Source organism: Streptomyces sp. NPDC003032 (assembly GCF_053591415.1).
In genome coordinates this window covers 475275-493741 of sequence record NZ_JBSFTT010000001.1, presented here as the reverse complement: position 1 = coordinate 493741, position 18467 = coordinate 475275, and the positions used below count along the sequence as shown (strand labels likewise).

At 70.2% G+C, this 18467-nt stretch carries 15 protein-coding genes and 2 pseudogenes; 7 read left to right on the top strand and 10 right to left on the bottom strand.

Features of this window, described 5'->3' with window-relative positions; translation table 11 throughout:
• Nucleotides 1-5: 5 nt before the first annotated feature.
• Nucleotides 6-1763 (bottom strand): arginine--tRNA ligase, encoded by a 1758-nt coding sequence (argS, locus tag ACWDZ7_RS02415; protein WP_451794108.1) that lies wholly within the window; start codon nucleotides 1761-1763, stop codon nucleotides 6-8.
• 160 nt (nucleotides 1764-1923) lie between these two features.
• Here argS and lysS point away from each other — a divergent pair, with 160 nt between their 5' ends.
• Nucleotides 1924-3720 carry a lysine--tRNA ligase gene (lysS, locus tag ACWDZ7_RS02410; protein ID WP_451794106.1) on the top strand — a complete coding sequence of 599 codons (1797 nt, stop codon included), beginning with the start codon at nucleotides 1924-1926 and terminating at the stop codon, nucleotides 3718-3720.
• 135 nt (nucleotides 3721-3855) lie between these two features.
• On the opposite strand, the gene ACWDZ7_RS02405 is transcribed toward lysS, so the two are convergent.
• Complete coding sequence (locus ACWDZ7_RS02405) at nucleotides 3856-4407, bottom strand: hypothetical protein (RefSeq protein ID WP_451794105.1); 552 nt, start codon at nucleotides 4405-4407, stop codon at nucleotides 3856-3858.
• Nucleotides 4408-4847: 440 nt separating this feature from the next.
• On the opposite strand from ACWDZ7_RS02405, the gene ACWDZ7_RS02400 reads away from it, so the two are divergent.
• On the top strand, nucleotides 4848-6464 hold the full coding sequence (locus ACWDZ7_RS02400) for a trypsin-like serine peptidase (RefSeq protein ID WP_451794104.1): 1617 nt from the start codon (nucleotides 4848-4850) through the stop codon (nucleotides 6462-6464).
• 27 nt (nucleotides 6465-6491) lie between these two features.
• Here ACWDZ7_RS02400 and ACWDZ7_RS02395 read toward each other — a convergent pair whose 3' ends face one another.
• From ACWDZ7_RS02395 to ACWDZ7_RS02385, 3 genes are all read right to left on the bottom strand, one after another.
• Nucleotides 6492-7850: a DUF2637 domain-containing protein gene (locus ACWDZ7_RS02395; RefSeq protein ID WP_451794103.1), complete on the bottom strand. Its 1359-nt coding sequence runs from the start codon at nucleotides 7848-7850 to the stop codon at nucleotides 6492-6494.
• 145 nt (nucleotides 7851-7995) lie between these two features.
• The gene (locus ACWDZ7_RS02390; protein WP_451794101.1) at nucleotides 7996-8919 is read right to left on the bottom strand and encodes a DUF3558 domain-containing protein; all 924 of its coding nucleotides are present in this window, start codon (nucleotides 8917-8919) and stop codon (nucleotides 7996-7998) included.
• Between the two features lie 144 nt (nucleotides 8920-9063).
• Nucleotides 9064-9996: a DUF3558 domain-containing protein gene (locus tag ACWDZ7_RS02385; protein WP_451794100.1), complete on the bottom strand. Its 933-nt coding sequence runs from the start codon at nucleotides 9994-9996 to the stop codon at nucleotides 9064-9066.
• A gap of 190 nt (nucleotides 9997-10186) precedes the next feature.
• Here ACWDZ7_RS02385 and ACWDZ7_RS02380 point away from each other — a divergent pair, with 190 nt between their 5' ends.
• Nucleotides 10187-11380, top strand: a complete 1194-nt coding sequence (locus tag ACWDZ7_RS02380; protein ID WP_451794099.1) for an RtcB family protein — start codon at nucleotides 10187-10189, stop codon at nucleotides 11378-11380.
• Between the two features lie 56 nt (nucleotides 11381-11436).
• Here the strand turns inward: ACWDZ7_RS02380 and ACWDZ7_RS02375 are convergent, their stop codons facing one another.
• The 4 genes and pseudogenes from ACWDZ7_RS02375 to ACWDZ7_RS02360 form a co-directional block, all read right to left on the bottom strand.
• Nucleotides 11437-11661: a hypothetical protein gene (locus ACWDZ7_RS02375; protein WP_451794098.1), complete on the bottom strand. Its 225-nt coding sequence runs from the start codon at nucleotides 11659-11661 to the stop codon at nucleotides 11437-11439.
• Complete coding sequence (locus ACWDZ7_RS02370; protein WP_451794097.1) at nucleotides 11661-12425, bottom strand: SDR family NAD(P)-dependent oxidoreductase; 765 nt, start codon at nucleotides 12423-12425, stop codon at nucleotides 11661-11663. Before ACWDZ7_RS02370 ends, ACWDZ7_RS02375 begins: the two co-directional genes overlap by 1 nt.
• A 116-nt stretch (nucleotides 12426-12541) precedes the next feature.
• On the bottom strand, nucleotides 12542-12877 hold the full coding sequence (locus ACWDZ7_RS02365; RefSeq protein WP_451794096.1) for a YnfA family protein: 336 nt from the start codon (nucleotides 12875-12877) through the stop codon (nucleotides 12542-12544).
• Nucleotides 12878-12962: 85 nt separating this feature from the next.
• A pseudogene (locus ACWDZ7_RS02360) lies at nucleotides 12963-13277 on the bottom strand (GNAT family N-acetyltransferase); the annotation flags it as partial.
• A gap of 546 nt (nucleotides 13278-13823) precedes the next feature.
• Here ACWDZ7_RS02360 and ACWDZ7_RS02355 point away from each other — a divergent pair.
• Nucleotides 13824-14158 (top strand): annotated as a pseudogene (locus ACWDZ7_RS02355) (CE1759 family FMN reductase); the annotation flags it as partial.
• A 51-nt stretch (nucleotides 14159-14209) separates the two neighbouring features.
• On the opposite strand, the gene ACWDZ7_RS02350 reads toward ACWDZ7_RS02355, so the two are convergent.
• Nucleotides 14210-14818 carry a hypothetical protein gene (locus tag ACWDZ7_RS02350; RefSeq protein ID WP_451794094.1) on the bottom strand — a complete coding sequence of 203 codons (609 nt, stop codon included), beginning with the start codon at nucleotides 14816-14818 and terminating at the stop codon, nucleotides 14210-14212.
• A gap of 164 nt (nucleotides 14819-14982) precedes the next feature.
• Here ACWDZ7_RS02350 and hemL point away from each other — a divergent pair, with 164 nt between their 5' ends.
• The 3 genes from hemL to ACWDZ7_RS02335 all read left to right on the top strand — a co-directional run bounded on the left by hemL (nucleotide 14983) and on the right by ACWDZ7_RS02335 (nucleotide 18411).
• Nucleotides 14983-16308 (top strand): glutamate-1-semialdehyde 2,1-aminomutase, encoded by a 1326-nt coding sequence (gene hemL / locus ACWDZ7_RS02345; protein WP_451794093.1) that lies wholly within the window; start codon nucleotides 14983-14985, stop codon nucleotides 16306-16308.
• On the top strand, nucleotides 16305-16997 hold the full coding sequence (locus ACWDZ7_RS02340) for a histidine phosphatase family protein (protein ID WP_451794092.1): 693 nt from the start codon (nucleotides 16305-16307) through the stop codon (nucleotides 16995-16997). The genes hemL and ACWDZ7_RS02340 overlap by 4 nt, the downstream gene beginning before the upstream one ends.
• Before the next feature lie 181 nt (nucleotides 16998-17178).
• Nucleotides 17179-18411 (top strand): hypothetical protein, encoded by a 1233-nt coding sequence (locus ACWDZ7_RS02335; protein ID WP_451794090.1) that lies wholly within the window; start codon nucleotides 17179-17181, stop codon nucleotides 18409-18411.
• The last annotated feature ends 56 nt before the right edge of the window (nucleotides 18412-18467 follow it).

Here is an 18467-nt window from a genome sequence, read left to right as displayed (position 1 = left end):
GGTGCTCAGAGCCGCTCGGGCGTCCTGATGCCCAGCAGGGCCATGCCCTGGTGGAGGGTGCGGGCCGTGATGTCGCAGAGGAACAGGCGGTTCTCCGTCTGGGCCGGGGTGTCCGCCTTCAGGACCGGGCACTTGTCGTAGAACGACGTGTAGAGCGACGCCAGCTGGTAGAGGTACGCGGCCAGCTTGTGCGGGGCGTACTCCGCGGCGACCTCGGCGACCGTCTCCGCGAAGTGGTCGATGTGCAGGCCGAGCGTCCGCTCGGCCTCGGTCAGCTCCAGTGCCGGGTGCGCCTTCGGCCGTACGTCGCCTGCTTTGCGGAGGATCGACTGGATACGGGCGTACGCGTACTGGAGGTAGACCGACGTGTCGCCGTTCAGCGACACCATCTGGTCCAGGTCGAACTTGTAGTCCCGCACCGCCGACGTCGACAGGTCCGCGTACTTCACCGCGCCGATGCCCACCTGGGCGCCGCGCTCGGCGATCTCCTCCTCGGAGAGGTCCTGGGCCTTCTCGCGCACGATGGCCGACGCCCGCTCGATCGCCTCGTCCAGGAGGTCGATCAGGCGCACCGTCTCGCCCTCACGCGTCTTGAACGGCTTGCCGTCCTTGCCGAGGACCGTGCCGAAGCCGAGCTGCACCGCCTTGACGTCCTCCGTCAGCCAGCCCGCCCTGCGCGCCGTCTCGAAGACCATCTTGAAGTGCAGGGACTGCCGCACGTCCACCACGTACAGGAGGGTGTCCGCCTTCAGGTTGAAGACGCGGTCGCGGATCGCCGAGAGGTCGGTGGCCGCGTACCCGAAACCGCCGTCGGACTTCTGGACGATCAGCGGCGAGGGGTTGCCGTCCGGGCCCTTGACGTCGTCGAAGAACACGCACAGCGCGCCGTTCGACCGGACCGCGACGCCGGACTCCTCCAGCATGCGGCAGGTCTCCGCCAGCATGTCGTTGTAGCCGGACTCGCCGACGATGTCCGCGTCCTCGATCCGTACGTCCAGCTTGTCGAAGACCGAGTAGAAGTAGATCTTCGACTCGTCCACGAACCGCTGCCAGATCGCGAGCGTCTCCGGGTCACCGGCCTGGAGGTCCACGACCCGGCGCCGGGCCCGCGCCTTGAAGTCCTCGTCGGCGTCGAAGAGGACCTTCGCGGCCTTGTAGACGCGGTTGAGGGTGGACATGGCCGCCTCGCCGTCCACGTCGTCGCCGTGGTCCAGCTCGCCGGGGTGCTCGGTCAGGTACTGCACGAGCATGCCGAACTGCGTGCCCCAGTCGCCGATGTGGTGGCGGCTGATCACCTTCTCGCCGGCGAACTCCAGGATCTTGACGACGGAGTTGCCGATGACCGAGTTCCGCAGGTGGCCGACGTGCATCTCCTTGGCCACGTTCGGCTGGGCCCAGTCGACGACCGTCGTGCCGGGGTTCTCGGCGTACGGCACGCCGAGCCGGTCGCCGTCCGCCGCCCGCGCCGCGAGGTTCTCGATGATCGACGCGTCGGTGACCGTGATGTTCAGGAAGCCGGGGCCCGAGACCTCGATGTCCTTGAACAGCTCGGGGGCGGTGATGCCGGAGACGACCTGCGCGGCCAGCTCCCGCGGGTTGCCCTTGAGCTTCTTGGCGAGCGCCAGGATGCCGTTGGCCTGGAAGTCGGCCCGGTCGCTACGTCGCAGCAGCGGGTCCGCGGAGCCGGCCTCCGGCAGGGCAGCCGAGAGGGCGTCCGCGAGGCGCTGGTGGACGGAGGCGGTGAGGGACGTGACCGGGGCCATGAGCTTCCGTTCTCGTAAATGGAGTGCATTCAGGTGAGCGTCAAGTGTCCCATGAGGACGGACACCGTTTCCCCTTGATAAACGCAACCCCGGAGCGGCTCCCTCCGTCTGGGACAATGGCGTACGCCGGATACCAAGAACCCCGAGGAAACAAGAGGACGTGCCGATCGTGGCAGCTCAGAGCACCGATACCACCGACTGGGTCTCCCGCTACGCGGACGAGGTCATCGCAGAGTCGGAGCGTCGTGCCCCGGGCGCGAAACAGGATGGTGCCGCCGCGCCGGTCGTGGTGGTCGCCTCGGGCCTGTCCCCCTCCGGCCCGATCCACCTCGGCAACCTCCGCGAGGTCATGACCCCGCACCTGGTCGCCGACGAGATCCGGCGGCGCGGGTACGAGGTGCGGCACCTCATCTCCTGGGACGACTACGACCGCTACCGCAAGGTGCCGGCCGGTGTCCCCGGCGTCGACGAGTCCTGGGCCGAGCACATCGGCAAGCCGCTCACGTCCGTGCCCGCCCCGGCCGGGTCCGCGTACCCGAACTGGGCCGAGCACTTCAAGGCCGCCATGGCCGAGGCGCTCATCGAGCTGGGCGTCGAGTACGACGGCATCAGCCAGACCGAGCAGTACACCTCGGGTGTCTACCGCGAGCAGATCCTGCACGCGATGAAGCACCGCGGCGACATCGACGCCATCCTCGACCAGTACCGGACGAAGAAGGCCCCCGGCAAGGCGGGGCAGGCGGGCAAGGGCGGCGCCAAGCAGCAGAAGCCTCTGGACGAGGCCGAGCTGGAGGCCGCCGAGGGCTCCGGCGCGGCGTCCGAGGACGACGGCAGCGGCGGCACCGGCGGGTACTACCCGTACAAGCCCTACTGCGGGCAGTGCGAGAAGGACCTGACGACCGTCGTCTCGTACGACGACGAGTCCACCGAGCTGGTCTACACCTGCGCGGCGTGCGGCTTCGGCGAGAGCGTCCTGCTCAGCGAGTTCAACCGCGGCAAGCTGGTCTGGAAGGTCGACTGGCCCATGCGCTGGGCGTACGAGGGCGTCATCTTCGAGCCGAGCGGCGTGGACCACTCCTCGCCCGGGTCGTCGTTCGTCGTCGGCGGTCAGATCGTGCGGCAGATCTTCGACGGCGTGCAGCCCATCGGGCCCATGTACGCCTTCGTGGGGATCTCCGGCATGGCGAAGATGTCGTCCTCCAAGGGCGGCGTGCCGACCCCGGCCGACGCGCTGAAGATCATGGAGGCGCCGCTGCTGCGCTGGCTGTACGCGCGCCGCAGGCCCAACCAGTCCTTCAAGATCGCCTTCGACCAGGAGATCCAGCGGCTCTACGACGAGTGGGACAAGCTGGAGTCCAAGGTCGCCGACGGTTCGGCACTGCCCGCCGACGCGTCCGCGCACTCCCGTGCGGTGCGCACCGCCGCGGGTGAGCTGCCGCGCACGCCGCGGCCGCTGCCGTACCGCACGCTGGCCTCCGTCGCCGACATCACCGCCGGTGCCGAGGACCAGACGCTGCGGATCCTGAGCGACCTCGACCCGTCCGCGCCGCTGGCCTCGCTCGACGAGGTGCGGCCGCGGCTGGACCGCGCCGAGAACTGGATCACCACGCAGGTCCCGGCCGAGGCCCGCACCGTCGTGCGGTCCGAGCCCGACACCGAGCTGCTGTCGTCCCTGGACGACGAGGGGCGCGAGTCGCTTCGGCTGCTCCTGGAGGGCCTCGACTCGCACTGGTCCCTGGACGGGCTCACGCACCTCGTGTACGGCGTGCCGAAGGTGCGGGCCGGGTTCTCGCCGGACGCGACGGCGAAGGAGCTGCCGGCGGAGATCAAGGTCGCGCAGCGGTCGTTCTTCGCGCTGCTGTACCGGCTGCTCGTCACCCGGGAGACGGGGCCGCGGCTGCCCACGTTGCTGCTCGCGGTGGGGGCCGAGCGGGTGCGGAAGCTGCTGGGGGCTTAGCGCTTCTACGGGGGGTACGTTTTGAGGGGCCCGTTCCTTTGGTGGAGCGGGTCCCTTCTGCGTACCCCGGACTGGGCCGCCGCTTCGCGGCGGGTGTCTCCCACCCACCCGCCCGTCTGCCCCGGGTTGCTTCGGTCAGGTGCGGTCGGCGGACAGCGGTGGGCGGCGGAGTCTGCGGCGTACGGCGAGCGCCGCCAGCGTCGCCATCGTCGTGAGGGCGATGACCGTGATGGTGATGGTCGTCGGGGTCCAGGAGTCGTCCGCCTCCGGCATGGTGGCGTCGGCGCAGTCGGGGTGCGGGGACGCGGCGGGTGGCTCCACCGTCAGCTCGCCGTTCGTCTTCGCCTCTTCGGGCGGGACCGGCTGGTCGAAGCGGAGGGTGTGGGTACCGGGTCTCACGTCGCAGCGGACCGTGGCCCGGCCCTTCCAGGAGACCTTTCCGGAGGGGTTCAGTCTCACCGGTCCGGAGAACGCGTCGGAGTGGACGGTCACACGGTGATCGTCGTCCATCTGGTCCATCAGTTCCGGGTTCAGCACGGAGAGCGTGACGCGTTCTCCAGGGGCCACCGAGCCCGGTGTGACGGTGAGTTCACCCTTTCCGCCCGTCTCCGCGGCGGCAGTCGGAATTCCTGCCAGTGAAATGGTGAGGGCGAGCGCTCCGGCGGTCGCGGCGGGATTACGTGGCATAAGGTGCAGTCCTCGGGTTCGGTCGGCCGAAGCTCATAACGGTTGCCGGTTCCGTTCTTTGCGTCTCGCTCCTTGCGTCTCGCTCTTTGCGATTCGCTCTTTGCGATCTTAACCAGGGGGAGTCTGGATACCCGCCCGACCTCGGGTGTTCCAGCAGAAAGGCTGTTGTGCGCATTTCCCGTTGGGCTCGGGCCCTCGCCATGGGGATAGGCGGTGGACTGCTCGCCGTTTCGGGCGGGTCGCTCGCTGTCCCGGCAAGCACCGCCTCCGCCGCGACACCCGCTGCACCGGAATTGACGGCTGTGGACCCGCCTCCGCCGGGCCCGTCGAATGGCGGTAGCAGCGGCGGTATCAGTGGCGGAAGCAGTAAGGGCGTTCCGAAAGAGAGCGGCGCGAAGTGGGTTGCCGCGGCCGCCGAGCGTTTCTGGACCGCCGAGCGGATGGAGTCGGCGACTCCGCTGACGGAGCCCGCGCAGTCCGCGAAGTCCGCGGCCGCGGCCGGGGAGAAGCCCGTCGCGCGGATGGCGCCGACGGCGCACGCGGCGCGTGCCGAGACCGATTACAAGGGCTCCAAGACCATCGGCGTGCTGTACTTCGTCGACAAGGGCATGGCCTCGCACAACTGCACGGCCAGCGTCGTGCACAGTGCCAAGGGGAACCTCATCCTCACCGCCGGGCACTGCGGCAACGGCGACAAATACGCCTTCGTACCCCAGTACCGCACCGGCAAGACCCCCGCCCAGCAGCCCAACGGCATCTGGGCGGTCGACCGGGTCTTCCGCGACCCGCGGCACACCGACTACGGCCCCGGCTCGGACCTCGACTTCGCCTTCGCGACCGTCAAGCCCGACGACCGCGGCCGGCAGGTCGAGAAGGTCACCGGTGCGAATACGCTGACGCGGACGCCCCGCTACGACGTGACGGTCACCGTCATCGGCTATCCGTCGGCCAGGAACGCCCCCAAGGACCAGGCGATCAAGTGCCGGGCGAAGACGACCCGGCTCACCGGTTACAAGCAACTGCGCATGGAGTGCGGCGGGTTCTTCGGCGGCACCTCCGGCAGCCCGTGGCTGATGAACTTCGACGAGCGGACCAAGACGGGCAAGGTCGTCGGCAACCTCGGCGGCGCGGGCGGCGGCGGAGCGACTGACTCCGTCTCGTACGCCCCGTACTACGACGACGAGGTGTTCAAGCTCTACGCCGATGCCGTGGGCGACGTCGACGTGGTCAAGCGGCCCCCGCTGCCGCCCTCCCTCGGCACCGGCGAGACCTGGCAGCACGCCCGCCAGATGGCCACCGGCGACTACACCGGCGACGGCAAGGCCGACCTCCTCGTGGTGTGGGCCGACGGCGAGGTCACCCTCCACCCGGGCAACGGCAAGGGCGGCTTCACCGGTGAGCGCCGCCTCCAGAAGCCCAACGCCACCTGGAAGCACGCCACGACCATCACCGGCGGCGGCTTCACCGGCAGCGCCCTCTCCGACCTGATCGTGCGCTGGTCCGACGGCGAGGTCACCCTGTACCCGGACGTGTCCACCGCGGGCTTCGCCAGGGAGACCAAGCTCGCCGCCGCCAACTCCGTCTGGGCCCGCGCCGGCCAGATCACCGCGGGCAGCTTCAGCGGCAACAAGCGGACCGACGACCTCGTCGTGCGCTGGAGCGACGGCAAGGTCAGCCTCTACAAGGACGTGGACGGCGGCGGCTTCAAGAGGGAGACCAAGCTCCCGGCGGCCAAGGCCACGTGGAAGCACGCCACCCTGCTCACCGGCGGCGACTTCACCGGCACCGGCCTGTGGGACATCGCCGTCCGCTGGAGCGACGGCGAGCGCACCCTCCACCAGGACGTGAGTACGGGTGGCCTCGGCAAGGAGACGCGGATGCAGGCCCCCAACGCCCTGTGGAAGAAGGCCAAGGTGATGACGGCCGGCAACTACACCGCCAACGGCCGCCCCGACGACGTGATCGTCCGCTGGAGCAGCGGCGAGGTCAGCCTCTACGCCGACACGACCACCCGGCTCGGCGGCAAGCGCGTCCTCGTACCGCCGAAGGCGTCCTGACCCCGCCCTGACGCGCGTACGGGTCCGCTACGCGATGTGTTCCGCGTTCACGTCCGCGTCCAGGCCCTGCTGGTAGCGGCCGCGGAAGTCGTGCAGGTACGGGCGGAGGGTGCTCTCCGTGAGCGGCCCGCCCGCCTGGCCCGTCACCCCGTACAGGTCCAGCAGGTAGAGGCCGAACTGGCGGGCGTTGGGGTAGTCCCCGTGCTCGCTGACGTACTTGCGGAAGCCCGCGAAGTACGCCTCCTCGCGGGTGACGCCTTCCGGTAGCCCGGGGATATCGGGCTCGGGCTCCGGCTGGGGCTGGGGTTCGGGCTCGGGCTGGGGCTCGGGCTGGGCTTCGAGGGTGGCCTCGGGAGTCTCCTTGCGGGGGCCCGGGATCAGGCGCCGACCGTCCTCGCCGTGCTGTCCGTTGCCGTGTTGTCCGTTGCCGTGCTGTCCGTTGTCGTAGGGCGCCTGCTCCTCGTACCACTGGTCGTACGGCTCCTCGGGAGTGTACGTAGCGGGGTGCTTGGCGAACCACGGGCTCTCGTGCGGCAGGACCTCGGGCTCGGGCTCGGGCTCCGGCTCGGGCTGCGGTTGTGGCCGCGTGGCCTGGGGGAGCTTTTGCGGCGCGGGCGTCAGCTGCGGGTGCTGAGAGGACGCAACCGGAGTCGGAGTCGGAGTCGGAGCCGGCGTCGGGGCCGGGGGCAGCAGGGCCGGTTCGATGCCCGCGGCGGCCAGGCCCGCCGGGGCGGTCTCCGCCAGGGGCACGCCGTAACGGGCCAGGCGCAGCGGCATCAGGGACTCCACCGGGGCCTTGCGGCGCCAGGCGCGGCCGAAGCGGGAGCGCAGCCGGGCCTGGTAGACGAGGCGTTCCTGCTCCAGCTTGATCACCTGGTCGTAGGAGCGCAGCTCCCACAGCTTCATCCGGCGCCAGAGCAGGAACGTCGGCAGCGGCGAGAGCAGCCACCGCGTCAGGCGTACGCCCTCCATGTGCTTGTCGGCGGTGATGTCCGCGATCCGCCCGATCGCGTGCCGGGCCGCCTCGACCGCGACCACGAAGAGCACCGGGATCACCGCGTGCATGCCCGTGCCGAGCGGGTCGGGCCAGGCGGCGGCGCCGTTGAACGCGATCGTCGCGGCCGTGAGCAGCCACGCCGTCTGGCGCAGCAGCGGGAAGGGGATGCGTATCCAGGTCAGCAGGAGGTCCAGGGCCAGCAGGACGCAGATGCCCGCGTCGATGCCGATCGGGAAGACCACCGAGAAGCCGCCAAAGCCCTTCTGCTCGGCGAGTTCGCGCACGGCCGCGTACGACCCGGCGAAGCCGATCCCGGCGATGACGACCGCACCGGCGACGACCACCCCGATGAGTATCCGGTGCGTGCGTGTCAGCTGCATCGCGGCCACCCGCGAACCCCTCCCTGTTCAGCCTGTGTCGGCTTGTTGCGAGCGACAGCCTGGCACATGTGTGCGGAGGGCTGCGGGCCGGTACGTCAGGAGCCCGGCCCCTCGGGGACCGGGCTCCTTCAAATGCCGCGTCTTCGGGGCGTGTTCAGGACTTGCTGTTGCCCGACTTGGCCTTCGGCTTGCTGTCATCGGACTTGCTGTCGTCGGACGTGGTGTCGTCCGACTTGCTGTCGTCCGACTTCGCGTCGTCGCTCTTCGGGGCGTCGGCCTTCTTGGAGTCGTCCGCCTTCGGCTTCTCGCTCGACGTGCCGGACGGCGCCTTGCCGCCGCCCTCGTTGGCGGAGACGACCGCGGCCGCGGCCTCCTTCGCCGCCTTCTGCGCGGCCTTCGACAGGTCACCGGCGTCGGGGGACTTGTCACCCGCGAGGCCCGCGCCGTTGTAGTCGACGGTGACGACCGCGTTCTCCACGCGCGTCACGAACGTCTGCTGCTTGAAGGTGTCCTTGTCCTTCTTCAGGTCGTACCGCACGAGCGTCGCCTGGTCGCCGACGCCCTGCACCGGCTCCGCCTTGACACCCTTCGCGTCCTTGGTCGCCTGGGCGTCCGCGACCTGCTTGGCGAAGTTGTCCTGCGCGCGCTTGGCGCCGCTGCCGAGGGAGGCGTCCGAGTCGAAGCGCATCAGCGAGACGCGCAGCCAGCGGAACTGGGAACCGTCCACGCCGTTGTTGTCGAGGCTGTCCCACGAGCAGCTGCCGCGCAGCGCCGTGTCCGTGGACGTGCCGGCCTTGCCCTTGTCCTTCGCCTTCGGCACCAGGTCCGCGAGCGTCTTCTTCGACAGCACCTCGCAGGGCTCCGGGAGCTTTCCGTACGCGGCCTTCTCCACGGCCGCGGGCTTGTCCTCGGCCTTCTTCGAGGCGGAGGCCTTGGCGCCCGCGTCCTTCTTGGCCCCGTCGGAGCCGGAGTCGGAGTCGGAGGAGCAGCCGGAGGCGACGAGGATCACCGGTACGGCGGCCGCGCTGACGAGGATGCGGCTCAGACGCTGGCGCTGTCGCTGTGCAGGTCGGTGCATGGTTCCTTCACTCAGTTCGTCTCGTGACGTCCGGTTCGTCTCGTGACGTCGTCGGGTCCGAGGGGCCACGGTACGCGCATGGGGCGGCGGGCGGCTCGCCTTCACGGGAGCCGGGGCCCTGGCCGGGCCCGCCCCGGCCATCGGCTACTCGTCGAACGCCCCGGCGAGCCCTTCGGCCAGTTCCAGCGCCTTGTCCTGCATTTCCTTGCTGTCGGGGACGTCCGCACGGCGGCCGGGCTGCTCGTCGTACTCGATGGTCACGATGACGTTCGACGTGCGGAACACCACAGTCACGGTGCGGTGACGGGTGGCGGAGGCGGCGGTGGTGAGGGCGTCGTCGAGGAAGGCCTCGTCGCCGAGGTCGTCGAGGGTGCGGGGTTCGAGGCCGACGGGCGGGGTGGCGGGGCGGGTGGTGGGGGCGTCGCTCTCGTCGGCGCTCTTGCCATCGCCCCCGCTGCCGTTCTCCGCCTTCTCCGCCTTGCCTCCCTTCTCCGCCTGGTCTCCCTTGTCTCCCTCGTCTTCCTTGCTGGTCTTGTCGGTCTTTTCGCCCTGGGCCTTGTCGCCCGCGGCCGGGTCGTCGGCGTCGTCGCTCTCTTCGCCCCCGCCCTCCGGCTCGGAAGCGGAGGGCTCGGGGAGGTCCGCGGCCCGGAGCTTGGTCGCGTAGACCTGCCCGGCGCGGTCGTCGTCGCTGACCGTGCCGTCGTAGGAGACGACGCGCTCGAAATCGATGAGGAGGTGGTGGGAGGCGTCGGACGACTCGACCTTCCAGCGGCAGCCGACGCGCCGGTCGTTGTCGTACGTCACCTCGGGCGTCCCCTCGTACGCCTTCTCCCGCTGCTCGGCGTCTTCCATCTCCTTGATGCCGGGCAGCATCGCGTCGAGCGTGCCGGGCTCGACCTCGCCGCAGGGCTCGGGGAGCGTGCGGTACTTGCCCGGCTCGGCGGGGACGCTGGAGCTGCCGGTGCTCCCGGGCTTGGAGTCGGTGGACGCGTCGCCGGAGCTGGAGCCTCCGGTGCAGCCGGCGAGCAGCGCCGCGAGGAGCGCGGCGACACCAGGTGCGTAGACCTTCCGCTGCACCGTGATGGCTCCTCTCGTTGGGGATATTCGGTTGCCGCTGGTGGGCGACCGGTGGACACAATGTCTATCGCACGCGCTGCCGTGGACGCCGGTCCGTCATCCCTTTCGTTGACCTTGGCGCCGGTATTTGCGCTTCATGTGCTTCTGGCCTTGTAGTGGAGTACAGGGGATACGGGGGAAAGAGGACGATATGTCGTATGTAGAGGTTCCCGGCGCGAAGGTGCCGATACGGATGTGGGCCGACCCGGCGTCGGTCGAGGATTCGGCGATGCGGCAGCTGCAGAACGTGGCGACGCTGCCGTGGATCAAGGGCCTGGCCGTCATGCCGGACGTCCACTTCGGCAAGGGTGCGACGGTCGGCTCGGTGATCGCCATGCGGGGCGCGGTCTGCCCGGCGGCGGTCGGCGTCGACATCGGCTGCGGTATGTCGGCGGTCAAGACCTCGCTGACCGCGAACGACCTGCCCGGTGATCTGTCGCGGCTGCGGTCGAAGATCGAGCAGGCGATTCCGGTGGGGCGTGGCATGCACGACGACCCCGTCGAGCCGGGGCGCTTCCATGGGATGGCGACGGCGGGGTGGGACGACTTCTGGTCGCGATTCGACGGGGTCGCCGATGCGGTCAGGTTCCGCGAGGAGCGTGCCATCAAGCAGATGGGGACCCTCGGCGGGGGGAACCATTTTGTGGAAGTATGTGTAGATATGTCCGATTCGGTGTGGCTCATGCTTCACTCCGGGTCCCGGAACATCGGCAAGGAACTGGCCGACCACCACATCGGCGTCGCCCAGAAGTTGCCGCACAACCAAGGGCTGATCGACCGTGATCTCGCCGTCTTCGTCTCGGACACACCGCAGATGGCGGCCTATCGGAACGACCTCTTCTGGGCGCAGGAGTACGCGAAGTACAACCGCGCGATCATGATGGGGCTCCTCAAGGACGTCGTCCGCAAGGAGTTCAAGAAGGCGAAGGTGGCCTTCGAGCCGGAGATCAGCTGCCATCACAACTACGTCAGCGAAGAGCGCTACGACGGTATGGATCTACTGGTCACCCGCAAGGGCGCGATCCGCGCCGGCAGCGGTGACTTCGGGATCATCCCCGGCTCGATGGGTACGGGCTCGTACATCGTGAAGGGCCTCGGCAGCGAAGCGTCCTTCAACTCGGCCTCGCACGGCGCAGGCCGCCGCATGAGCCGGGGGGCGGCCAAGCGCCGCTTCACGGCGAAGGACCTGGAGGAGCAGACGCGGGGCGTCGAGTGCCGCAAGGACTCGGGCGTCGTGGACGAGATCCCGGGCGCGTACAAGCCGATCGAGCAGGTCATCGATCAGCAGCGGGACCTCGTCGAGGTCGTGGCGAAGCTGAAGCAGGTCATCTGCGTGAAGGGCTGAGCCTTCACTGGGTGTGCCTGGGCGTGCCTGGGTGTGCCTGCGCGTGCTTGACGACGTCAGGCACGGCCGCGTTCCGCCGTGTGGTGGGTGCGGGCCGTGGACAGGGCCCTGTCGAAGTCGCGTTGGGTGTCGTCGCACCAGTGGAGCAGGTCGGCCAGGACGCGTTGGAGGGTTTCGCTGGGGCTGTCGCGCCAGCCCTCCTCGGAGAGCGCGTACGCCTGGAGGGCCTCGGTCGCTCGGCGCGAGGCGGCGGTGTGGGCGGATTCCGTGGAGTCCGGCATCAAAGCTCCCTGTGCACCTTGGTGTTGGAGGCCTGGGCGCGGGGGCGGACCACCAGCAGGTCGATGTTGACGTGGGGCGGGCGGGTGACCGCCCAGGTGATCGTGTCCGCCACGTCGTCGGCCGTGAGCGGCTCGGCGACGCCCGCGTAGACCTTCGCGGCCTTCTCGGAGTCGCCGCCGAAGCGGGTCAGCGCGAACTCGTCCGTCTTGACCATGCCGGGCGCGACCTCGATGACGCGGACCGGGGTGCCGACGATCTCCAGGCGGAGGGTCTCGGCGAGGACGTGCTCGGCGTGCTTGGCGGCGACGTAGCCGCCTCCGCCTTCGTAGGTCCCGTGGCCCGCCGTGGAGGAGAGCACCACGACCGTGCCGTCGCCGCTCGCGGTGAGCGCGGGCAGCAGTGCCTGCGTGACGTTCAGCGTGCCGATGACGTTCGTCTCGTACATCTGGCGCCAGTCGTCGGGGGCGGCCGCGGCGACCGTGTCCGCGCCGAGCGCGCCGCCCGCGTTGTTCACCAGGACCGCGATCTTCTTGAAGGCCGTCGCGAACGTGTCCACCGCCGCGCGGTCGGTGATGTCGAGCGCGTACGCCATCGCGTCGTGCCCGGCGTCCGTCAGCTCGGCGGCGAGCGCCTCGATGCGGTCCTTGCGGCGCGCGGTGAGGACGACGCGGTAGCCGGCGGCGGCCAGGCCGCGCGCGGTGGCGGCGCCGATGCCGCTGCTGGCGCCGGTGACGATCGCGATGCGCTTGCCTGCGGCGGTCATGGTTCGCTCCTCGGGCTGTGGGAGGCAGGCCGAGCGCGGACCGGATGGCTCGGGCTCGGACTGGCGGAGATCAAGGCGGACCTGTGTTCGTACGTCAGACAGGATAGGCGTGCGGATCAGCGGCCTCGCGGCGCGTACATGATCACGGCCATGCCCGCGAGGCAGATCAGGGCGCCGATGACGTCCCACCGGTCCGGCCGGTAGCCGTCCGCGACCATGCCCCAGGCGATCGAGCCCGCGACGAAGACCCCGCCGTACGCGGCGAGGACGCGGCCGAACTCGGCGTCCGGCTGGAGCGTGGCCACGAAGCCGTAGGCGCCGAGCGCGATGACGCCCGCGCCGATCCAGGCCCAGCCGCGGTGCTCGCGCACGCCCTGCCAGACGAGCCAGGCCCCGCCGATCTCGAAGAGGGCGGCGAGGAGGAAGAGGGTGGCGGAGCGGGCGTTGAGCATGGGGAAAAGGGTGGCATGGGGGGCGGGGTGTGTGGCGCGAGGAGATATCCGCCGCGGAGCGGCGGCGGCGGGCTTGGGGTGACGGTCAGGGCCCGCCCAAGGCGAGACGCCAGTCATTGCAGGGGTGCCAGTTCCCTGCCGGGTACTCGATGGACGCCTCGCCCCGCAGGGTGAAACCCGCCTTGCGGCACACCGCGTTGGACGCCCCGTGTCCCGTCGCGGGGAACGCGTGGAGGAAGGCGTGGCGGCCCGCCGCCCTCGCCTTCTCGGCGACCAGTCGCGCCGCGTCCGCCGCGACGCCCCTGCCCTGGAACTCCGGCAGGACGCCCCAGCCGGTCTCCCAGACGGTCTCGCCCTGCCAGGTCGTCTCCCAGTAGCCGATCGAGCCGACTGTCACACCGATCGAGCCGACCGTCCCGCCGGTCGTGTCGCCTGCCGTGCCGCCGGTCGTGCTGCCGGTCGAGCCGACCGTCCCGCCGGTCGTCACACCTGCCGTCCCGCCTGCCGTCCCGCCGGTCGTCCTGCCGGTCGTGTCGCCTGCCGTGCCGCCGGTCGTCCTGCCGGTCGTGTCGCCGGTCGTCCCGTCTGCCGTCCTGCCGGTCGTCCCGCCGGTCGTCCCGCCTGCCGTCCCCCCGGTCATCCCGCCGACCAGGGTGATGCGGAACATCTGGCCCCTGTCGTCGAGCCCGAGGTAGCGGCGGTGCCGGTTCGTCAGCTTCTCGGGGGTCTCGGGGCCGCCCAAGTGCTCCGTCAGCTCCGGCGTGTTGAGCCGGGTGAGCAGCGCGAGGCCACCCTCGTCCGACCAGGGTTCGAGGCGCAGGTCCGGCCGTTGTGATCGCTCCATGCGTCCACGGTAGGGGGCGGGTCCGACAACGGGTGCCGGGCGCCCTCCGGCCGCCGGGAACAGCCGGGGCGGGGCTGTCGTTCGGAGACCCGACCACCGGGCGCTCTGACCGGGAAGCCGGTGCTGATCGGCGCGACCGGTGGCACCGCGCGGCACTCGCCGGCCACCGAGCACGCCCCGCGTCCGCTCTTCGCCCATTGCGGGCGCTCGTCCTGCCGACCGCCGTCCACGCGGCGTCGGAGGACTGGGGCGAGGAGGGCCTCGCGGCGCGGATCACCCGGGCGGGCGCCGATCCGGCGCGCTTCATGGCGCCCGCCGGGGGCCGCCCGCCGGGGGCCGCCCGGAGGTGGCCGCCCGGAGGTGGCCGACACCGATACAGCCGCGGCGATCGCGCCGCCCCGTTCGGGCAGCGGCTCGCCGCGCTGCGGGCGACGTGACCGACGTGACCGACGTGGTCGCGCAGTCGACAGGACGGACGTAACGGGACGTCAGGGCCACACCAGGCAGTACGCCTGGTGGCCCGCGTCGTGCAGGCGGTGGCTGAAGTCCTGCCACTCGTGGAGCAGTTGGTAGACGTTGAAGGCGTCGCGGGGGCCGCCCCGGTCCGGGACCGTGGACCATATGAAGGCGGCGGCGCCCACCGACTCCTCGCCGATGCCGCGCAGCGGGTCGACGACGGTCATGGGGAGCTTCACCACGGCGTAGTCGGGGTGGAGGACGACCAGCTCCAGCGGGGGAACCTTGTGCAGGGGTATGCCCTCGATGCCGGTCAGGACCATCGCGGCCATCGTCTCGGGCTTGATCTTCGTGAACATTCCACCCATGCCCAGCTCGTCGCCGCCCAGCTCCTCGGGCCGCATCGAGATGGGCACGCGGGCAGCGGTCGCGCCGTCCGGGGCTCCGAAGTACTTGTACGTCACCCCCACCCCGCCACTCCTGCTGCTCACCCGGTCCTGCCGGGACTCACCGGACTCGCCCCGCGCCTGGTCGGGCGCCTGCGCCGAGTGCGCTTCCGCCTCGCGTCGGTGCTTGCCCCGCCGGGCACGCCGTGGACCCAGGCCGTCGGTCCCCTCGCCCAGTCCGCCACCGCGATGCATATCTCCACCCGACTGCTTTGCCAGGGCGGCACGGCCCTGTCTTTTCTAGGCCTCGCGGCCCCCGCCACGCAACCCGATCATCGTGTCAGTGACCTCCCCCACGTTCACCCGCTAAAACGTGGAGTGAAACACCTGTCCGCAGGATGTCCGGACCCTCTGACACCATGGCTCATGTGAGCTTCCCGTATAGCGCCCCAGTTTCGCAGACTCTTTTCGACCGTGCGGCGGCCGTGACGCCCGGCGGTGTGAACTCTCCCGTGCGCGCGTTCCGCGCTGTGGGTGGTACGCCCCGTTTCATGGTGTCCGGTACCGGTCCGTACCTGACTGACGCCGACGGCCGCGAGTACGTCGACCTCGTGTGCTCGTGGGGTCCCATGATCCTCGGCCACTCCCACCCCGAGGTGATCGCCGCCGTGCAGGAGGCCGTGGCGCGCGGCACCTCCTTCGGCACGCCCGGTGAGGGCGAGGTCGCGCTCGCCGAGGAGATCGTGGCCCGTATCGAACCCGTCGAGCAGGTGCGGCTCGTCTCCAGCGGCACCGAGGCGACCATGTCCGCCATCCGGCTGGCCCGCGGCTTCACCGGCCGCGCCAAGGTGGTCAAGTTCGCCGGGTGCTACCACGGGCACGTCGACGCCCTGCTGGCCGCCGCCGGCTCGGGCGTGGCGACCCTCGGGCTCCCCGACACGCCGGGCGTCACCGGCGCGCAGGCCGGCGACACCATCGTCGTCCCGTACAACGACCTGGACGCCGTCCGCGCCGCCTTCGCCGCGCACCCCGGGCAGATCGCCTGCGTCATCACCGAGGCGTCGCCGGGCAACATGGGCGTCGTACCGCCGGGTGAGGGCTTCAACCAGGGCCTCGCGGACCTGTGCCGCGAGGACGGCGCGCTGTACATCTCCGACGAGGTCATGACCGGCTTCCGTACGTCGAAGGCGGGCTGGTTCGGCGTCGACGGTGTGCGGCCCGACCTGATGACCTTCGGCAAGGTCATGGGCGGCGGCTTCCCCGCCGCGGCCTTCGGCGGGCGCGCCGACGTCATGGAGCGCCTCGCCCCGGCGGGCCCCGTCTACCAGGCGGGCACGCTCTCCGGGAACCCGGTCGCCACGGCCGCGGGCCTGGCGCAGCTGCGGCTCCTGGACGACGCGGCGTACGACAAGGTCGACGCCGTCTCCGAACGGCTGCGGGGCCTGGTGACCGAGGCGCTGAGCAAGGAGGGCGTCGCGCACACGGTGCAGAACGCGTCCAACATGTTCTCCGTCTTCTTCACCGACAGCGCGGTGCGCAACTACGAGGAGGCGAAGGCGCAGGAGTCGTTCCGCTTCACCGCCTTCTTCCACTCGATGCTGTCGCAGGGCGTCTATCTGCCGCCCTCCGCCTTCGAGTCGTGGTTCGTGTCCACCGCCCACGACGAGCGGGCCGTCGAGCGGATCGCCGCCGCCCTGCCGGGCGCCGCGCGCGCCGCCGCGGAAGCGACGGAGGTCACCGCATGAGCGCCGCCGCGGCGGGCGACGAGCTGACCGTCGTACACGTGATGCGCCACGGCGAGGTGCACAACCCCGAGGGGATCCTGTACGGGCGGCTGCCCGACTACCACCTCTCGGAGCTGGGCCGGCGGATGGCCGACCGGGTCGCCGAGCACCTCGCGCAGCGCGACGTCACGCACGTCGTCGCCTCGCCGCTGGACCGCGCCCAGGAGACGGCCATGCCGATCGCCAAGGTGCACGGCCTGGACCTCGCCACCGACGCCCGGCTCATCGAGGCGGGCAACGTCTTCGAGGGCAAGACCTTCGGGGTGGGCGACGGCGCGCTGAAGAACCCCGACAACTGGCGGCACCTCTTCAACCCCTTCAAGCCGTCCTGGGGCGAGCCGTACGTCGAGCAGGTCGTACGGATGATGGGCGCCCTGGACGCGGCGAAGGACGCCGCCCGCGGGCACGAGGCGGTCTGTGTCAGCCACCAGCTGCCGATCTGGATCGTGCGCAGCTTCGTGGAGAAGCGGCGCCTGTGGCACGACCCGCGCAAGCGGCAGTGCACGCTCGCCTCGCTGACGACGTTCACCTACCGCGGTGACCGGATCGTCTCGGTGGGCTACAGCGAGCCGGCCCGCGATCTCGTCCCCGCGCATCTGCGTGCGGGCGCGAAGCCGGTGAAGGGCAAGAGCAAAGCCTTCGGTGCTTAAACCGCCCGCTTTCATCGGCGCCGTGTAATCACGTCGCGACTGTAAGTCCCTTTTGGGTAAAACACGTTAAATAAACGCGTTACGCAGGAACCCCGCTGTTCGTCGCGCCCTCTCACAGGTCGTCCCTCTTGCAAGCCACATACGGCAGGACGGACCCAAGGGCGCGACGAATGGGGATGGAATGCGCGACATCAGCCGCAGGGGAATGCTCGGACTCGGAGCCGGCGCGGCCGCCGCTTTCGGGCTCGCGGCATGCGGCTCCGGGGCCGACGGGGATTCCTCGGGGCCCGCGGACAAGGCCAAGAACGGGCAGGCCGGAGCCGACAAGCACCCGGCCAAGCCGATCGGTGACGGGTCGACCGCCTATACCGGCGCGCAGCCCAAGCAGCCGGGCAAGCCGGTTCCGCTGGAGCCGGGACAGACGCCCCCGCAGTTCGTCATCTTCTCCTGGGACGGCGCCGGTGAGGTCGGGAACGGTCTGTTCCCGCGCTTTCTGAAGCTCGCCGAGGACCACGACGCGCACATGACGTTCTTCCTCTCCGGGCTTTATCTGCTGCCTGAATCGAAGAAGCGCATGTACCGTCCACCGAACAACGCGGTGGGCGCGTCCGACATCGGTTATCTCACCGACGGTCACATCAAGGACACGCTGAAGTACGTACGTCAGGCCTGGCTCGAAGGCCATGAAATCGGCACGCACTTCAACGGGCACTTCTGCACGGGCACCGGGTCGGTCGCCCACTGGACTCCCGCGCAATGGCAGGACGAGATCGACCAGGCCAAGTCCTTTGTGAAGAAGTGGCGTACGAACACCGGCTGGACCGATCTGCCGTCGCTGCCCTTCGACTACGACAAGGAACTCGTCGGCGGCCGCACGCCCTGTCTGCTCGGCCAGGACAACCTGCTGCCGACCGCGAAGAAGTTGGGGTGGCGCTATGACGCCTCCTCGCCCGGCGGGCGCCAGCGCTGGCCGGAGAAGAAGATGGGCGTGTGGGACCTGCCGCTGCAGGCGGTGCCCTTCCCCGGCCACTCCTTCGAGGTCCTGTCGATGGACTACAACATCCTCGCCAACCAGTCGCAGAACTCCACGAAGGCGCCGCCCCACAACTACCCGGGCTGGCGCAAGCAGGCGACCGAGGCCTACATATCCGGGTTCAAGCGGGCCTACGAGACCAACCGCGCGCCGTTCTTCATAGGCAACCACTTCGAGGAGTGGAACGGCGGCATCTACATGGACGCCGTCGAGGACGCCCTGAAGCACATCGCCGGGAAGAAGGACGTACGTCTGGTCTCCTTCCGGCAGTTCGTCGACTGGCTCGACGTGCAGGACCCCAAGGTGCTCAAGCAGCTCCAGGGCCTCGATGTCGGCCAGCAGCCCGCGGGTGGTTGGAAGGGGCTCGGAAAGGCCGCCTGAAATGGGACTTTCCGCAACCGCGGGGGGTGCGGAAGATCCCCGAAACAGACATGCGA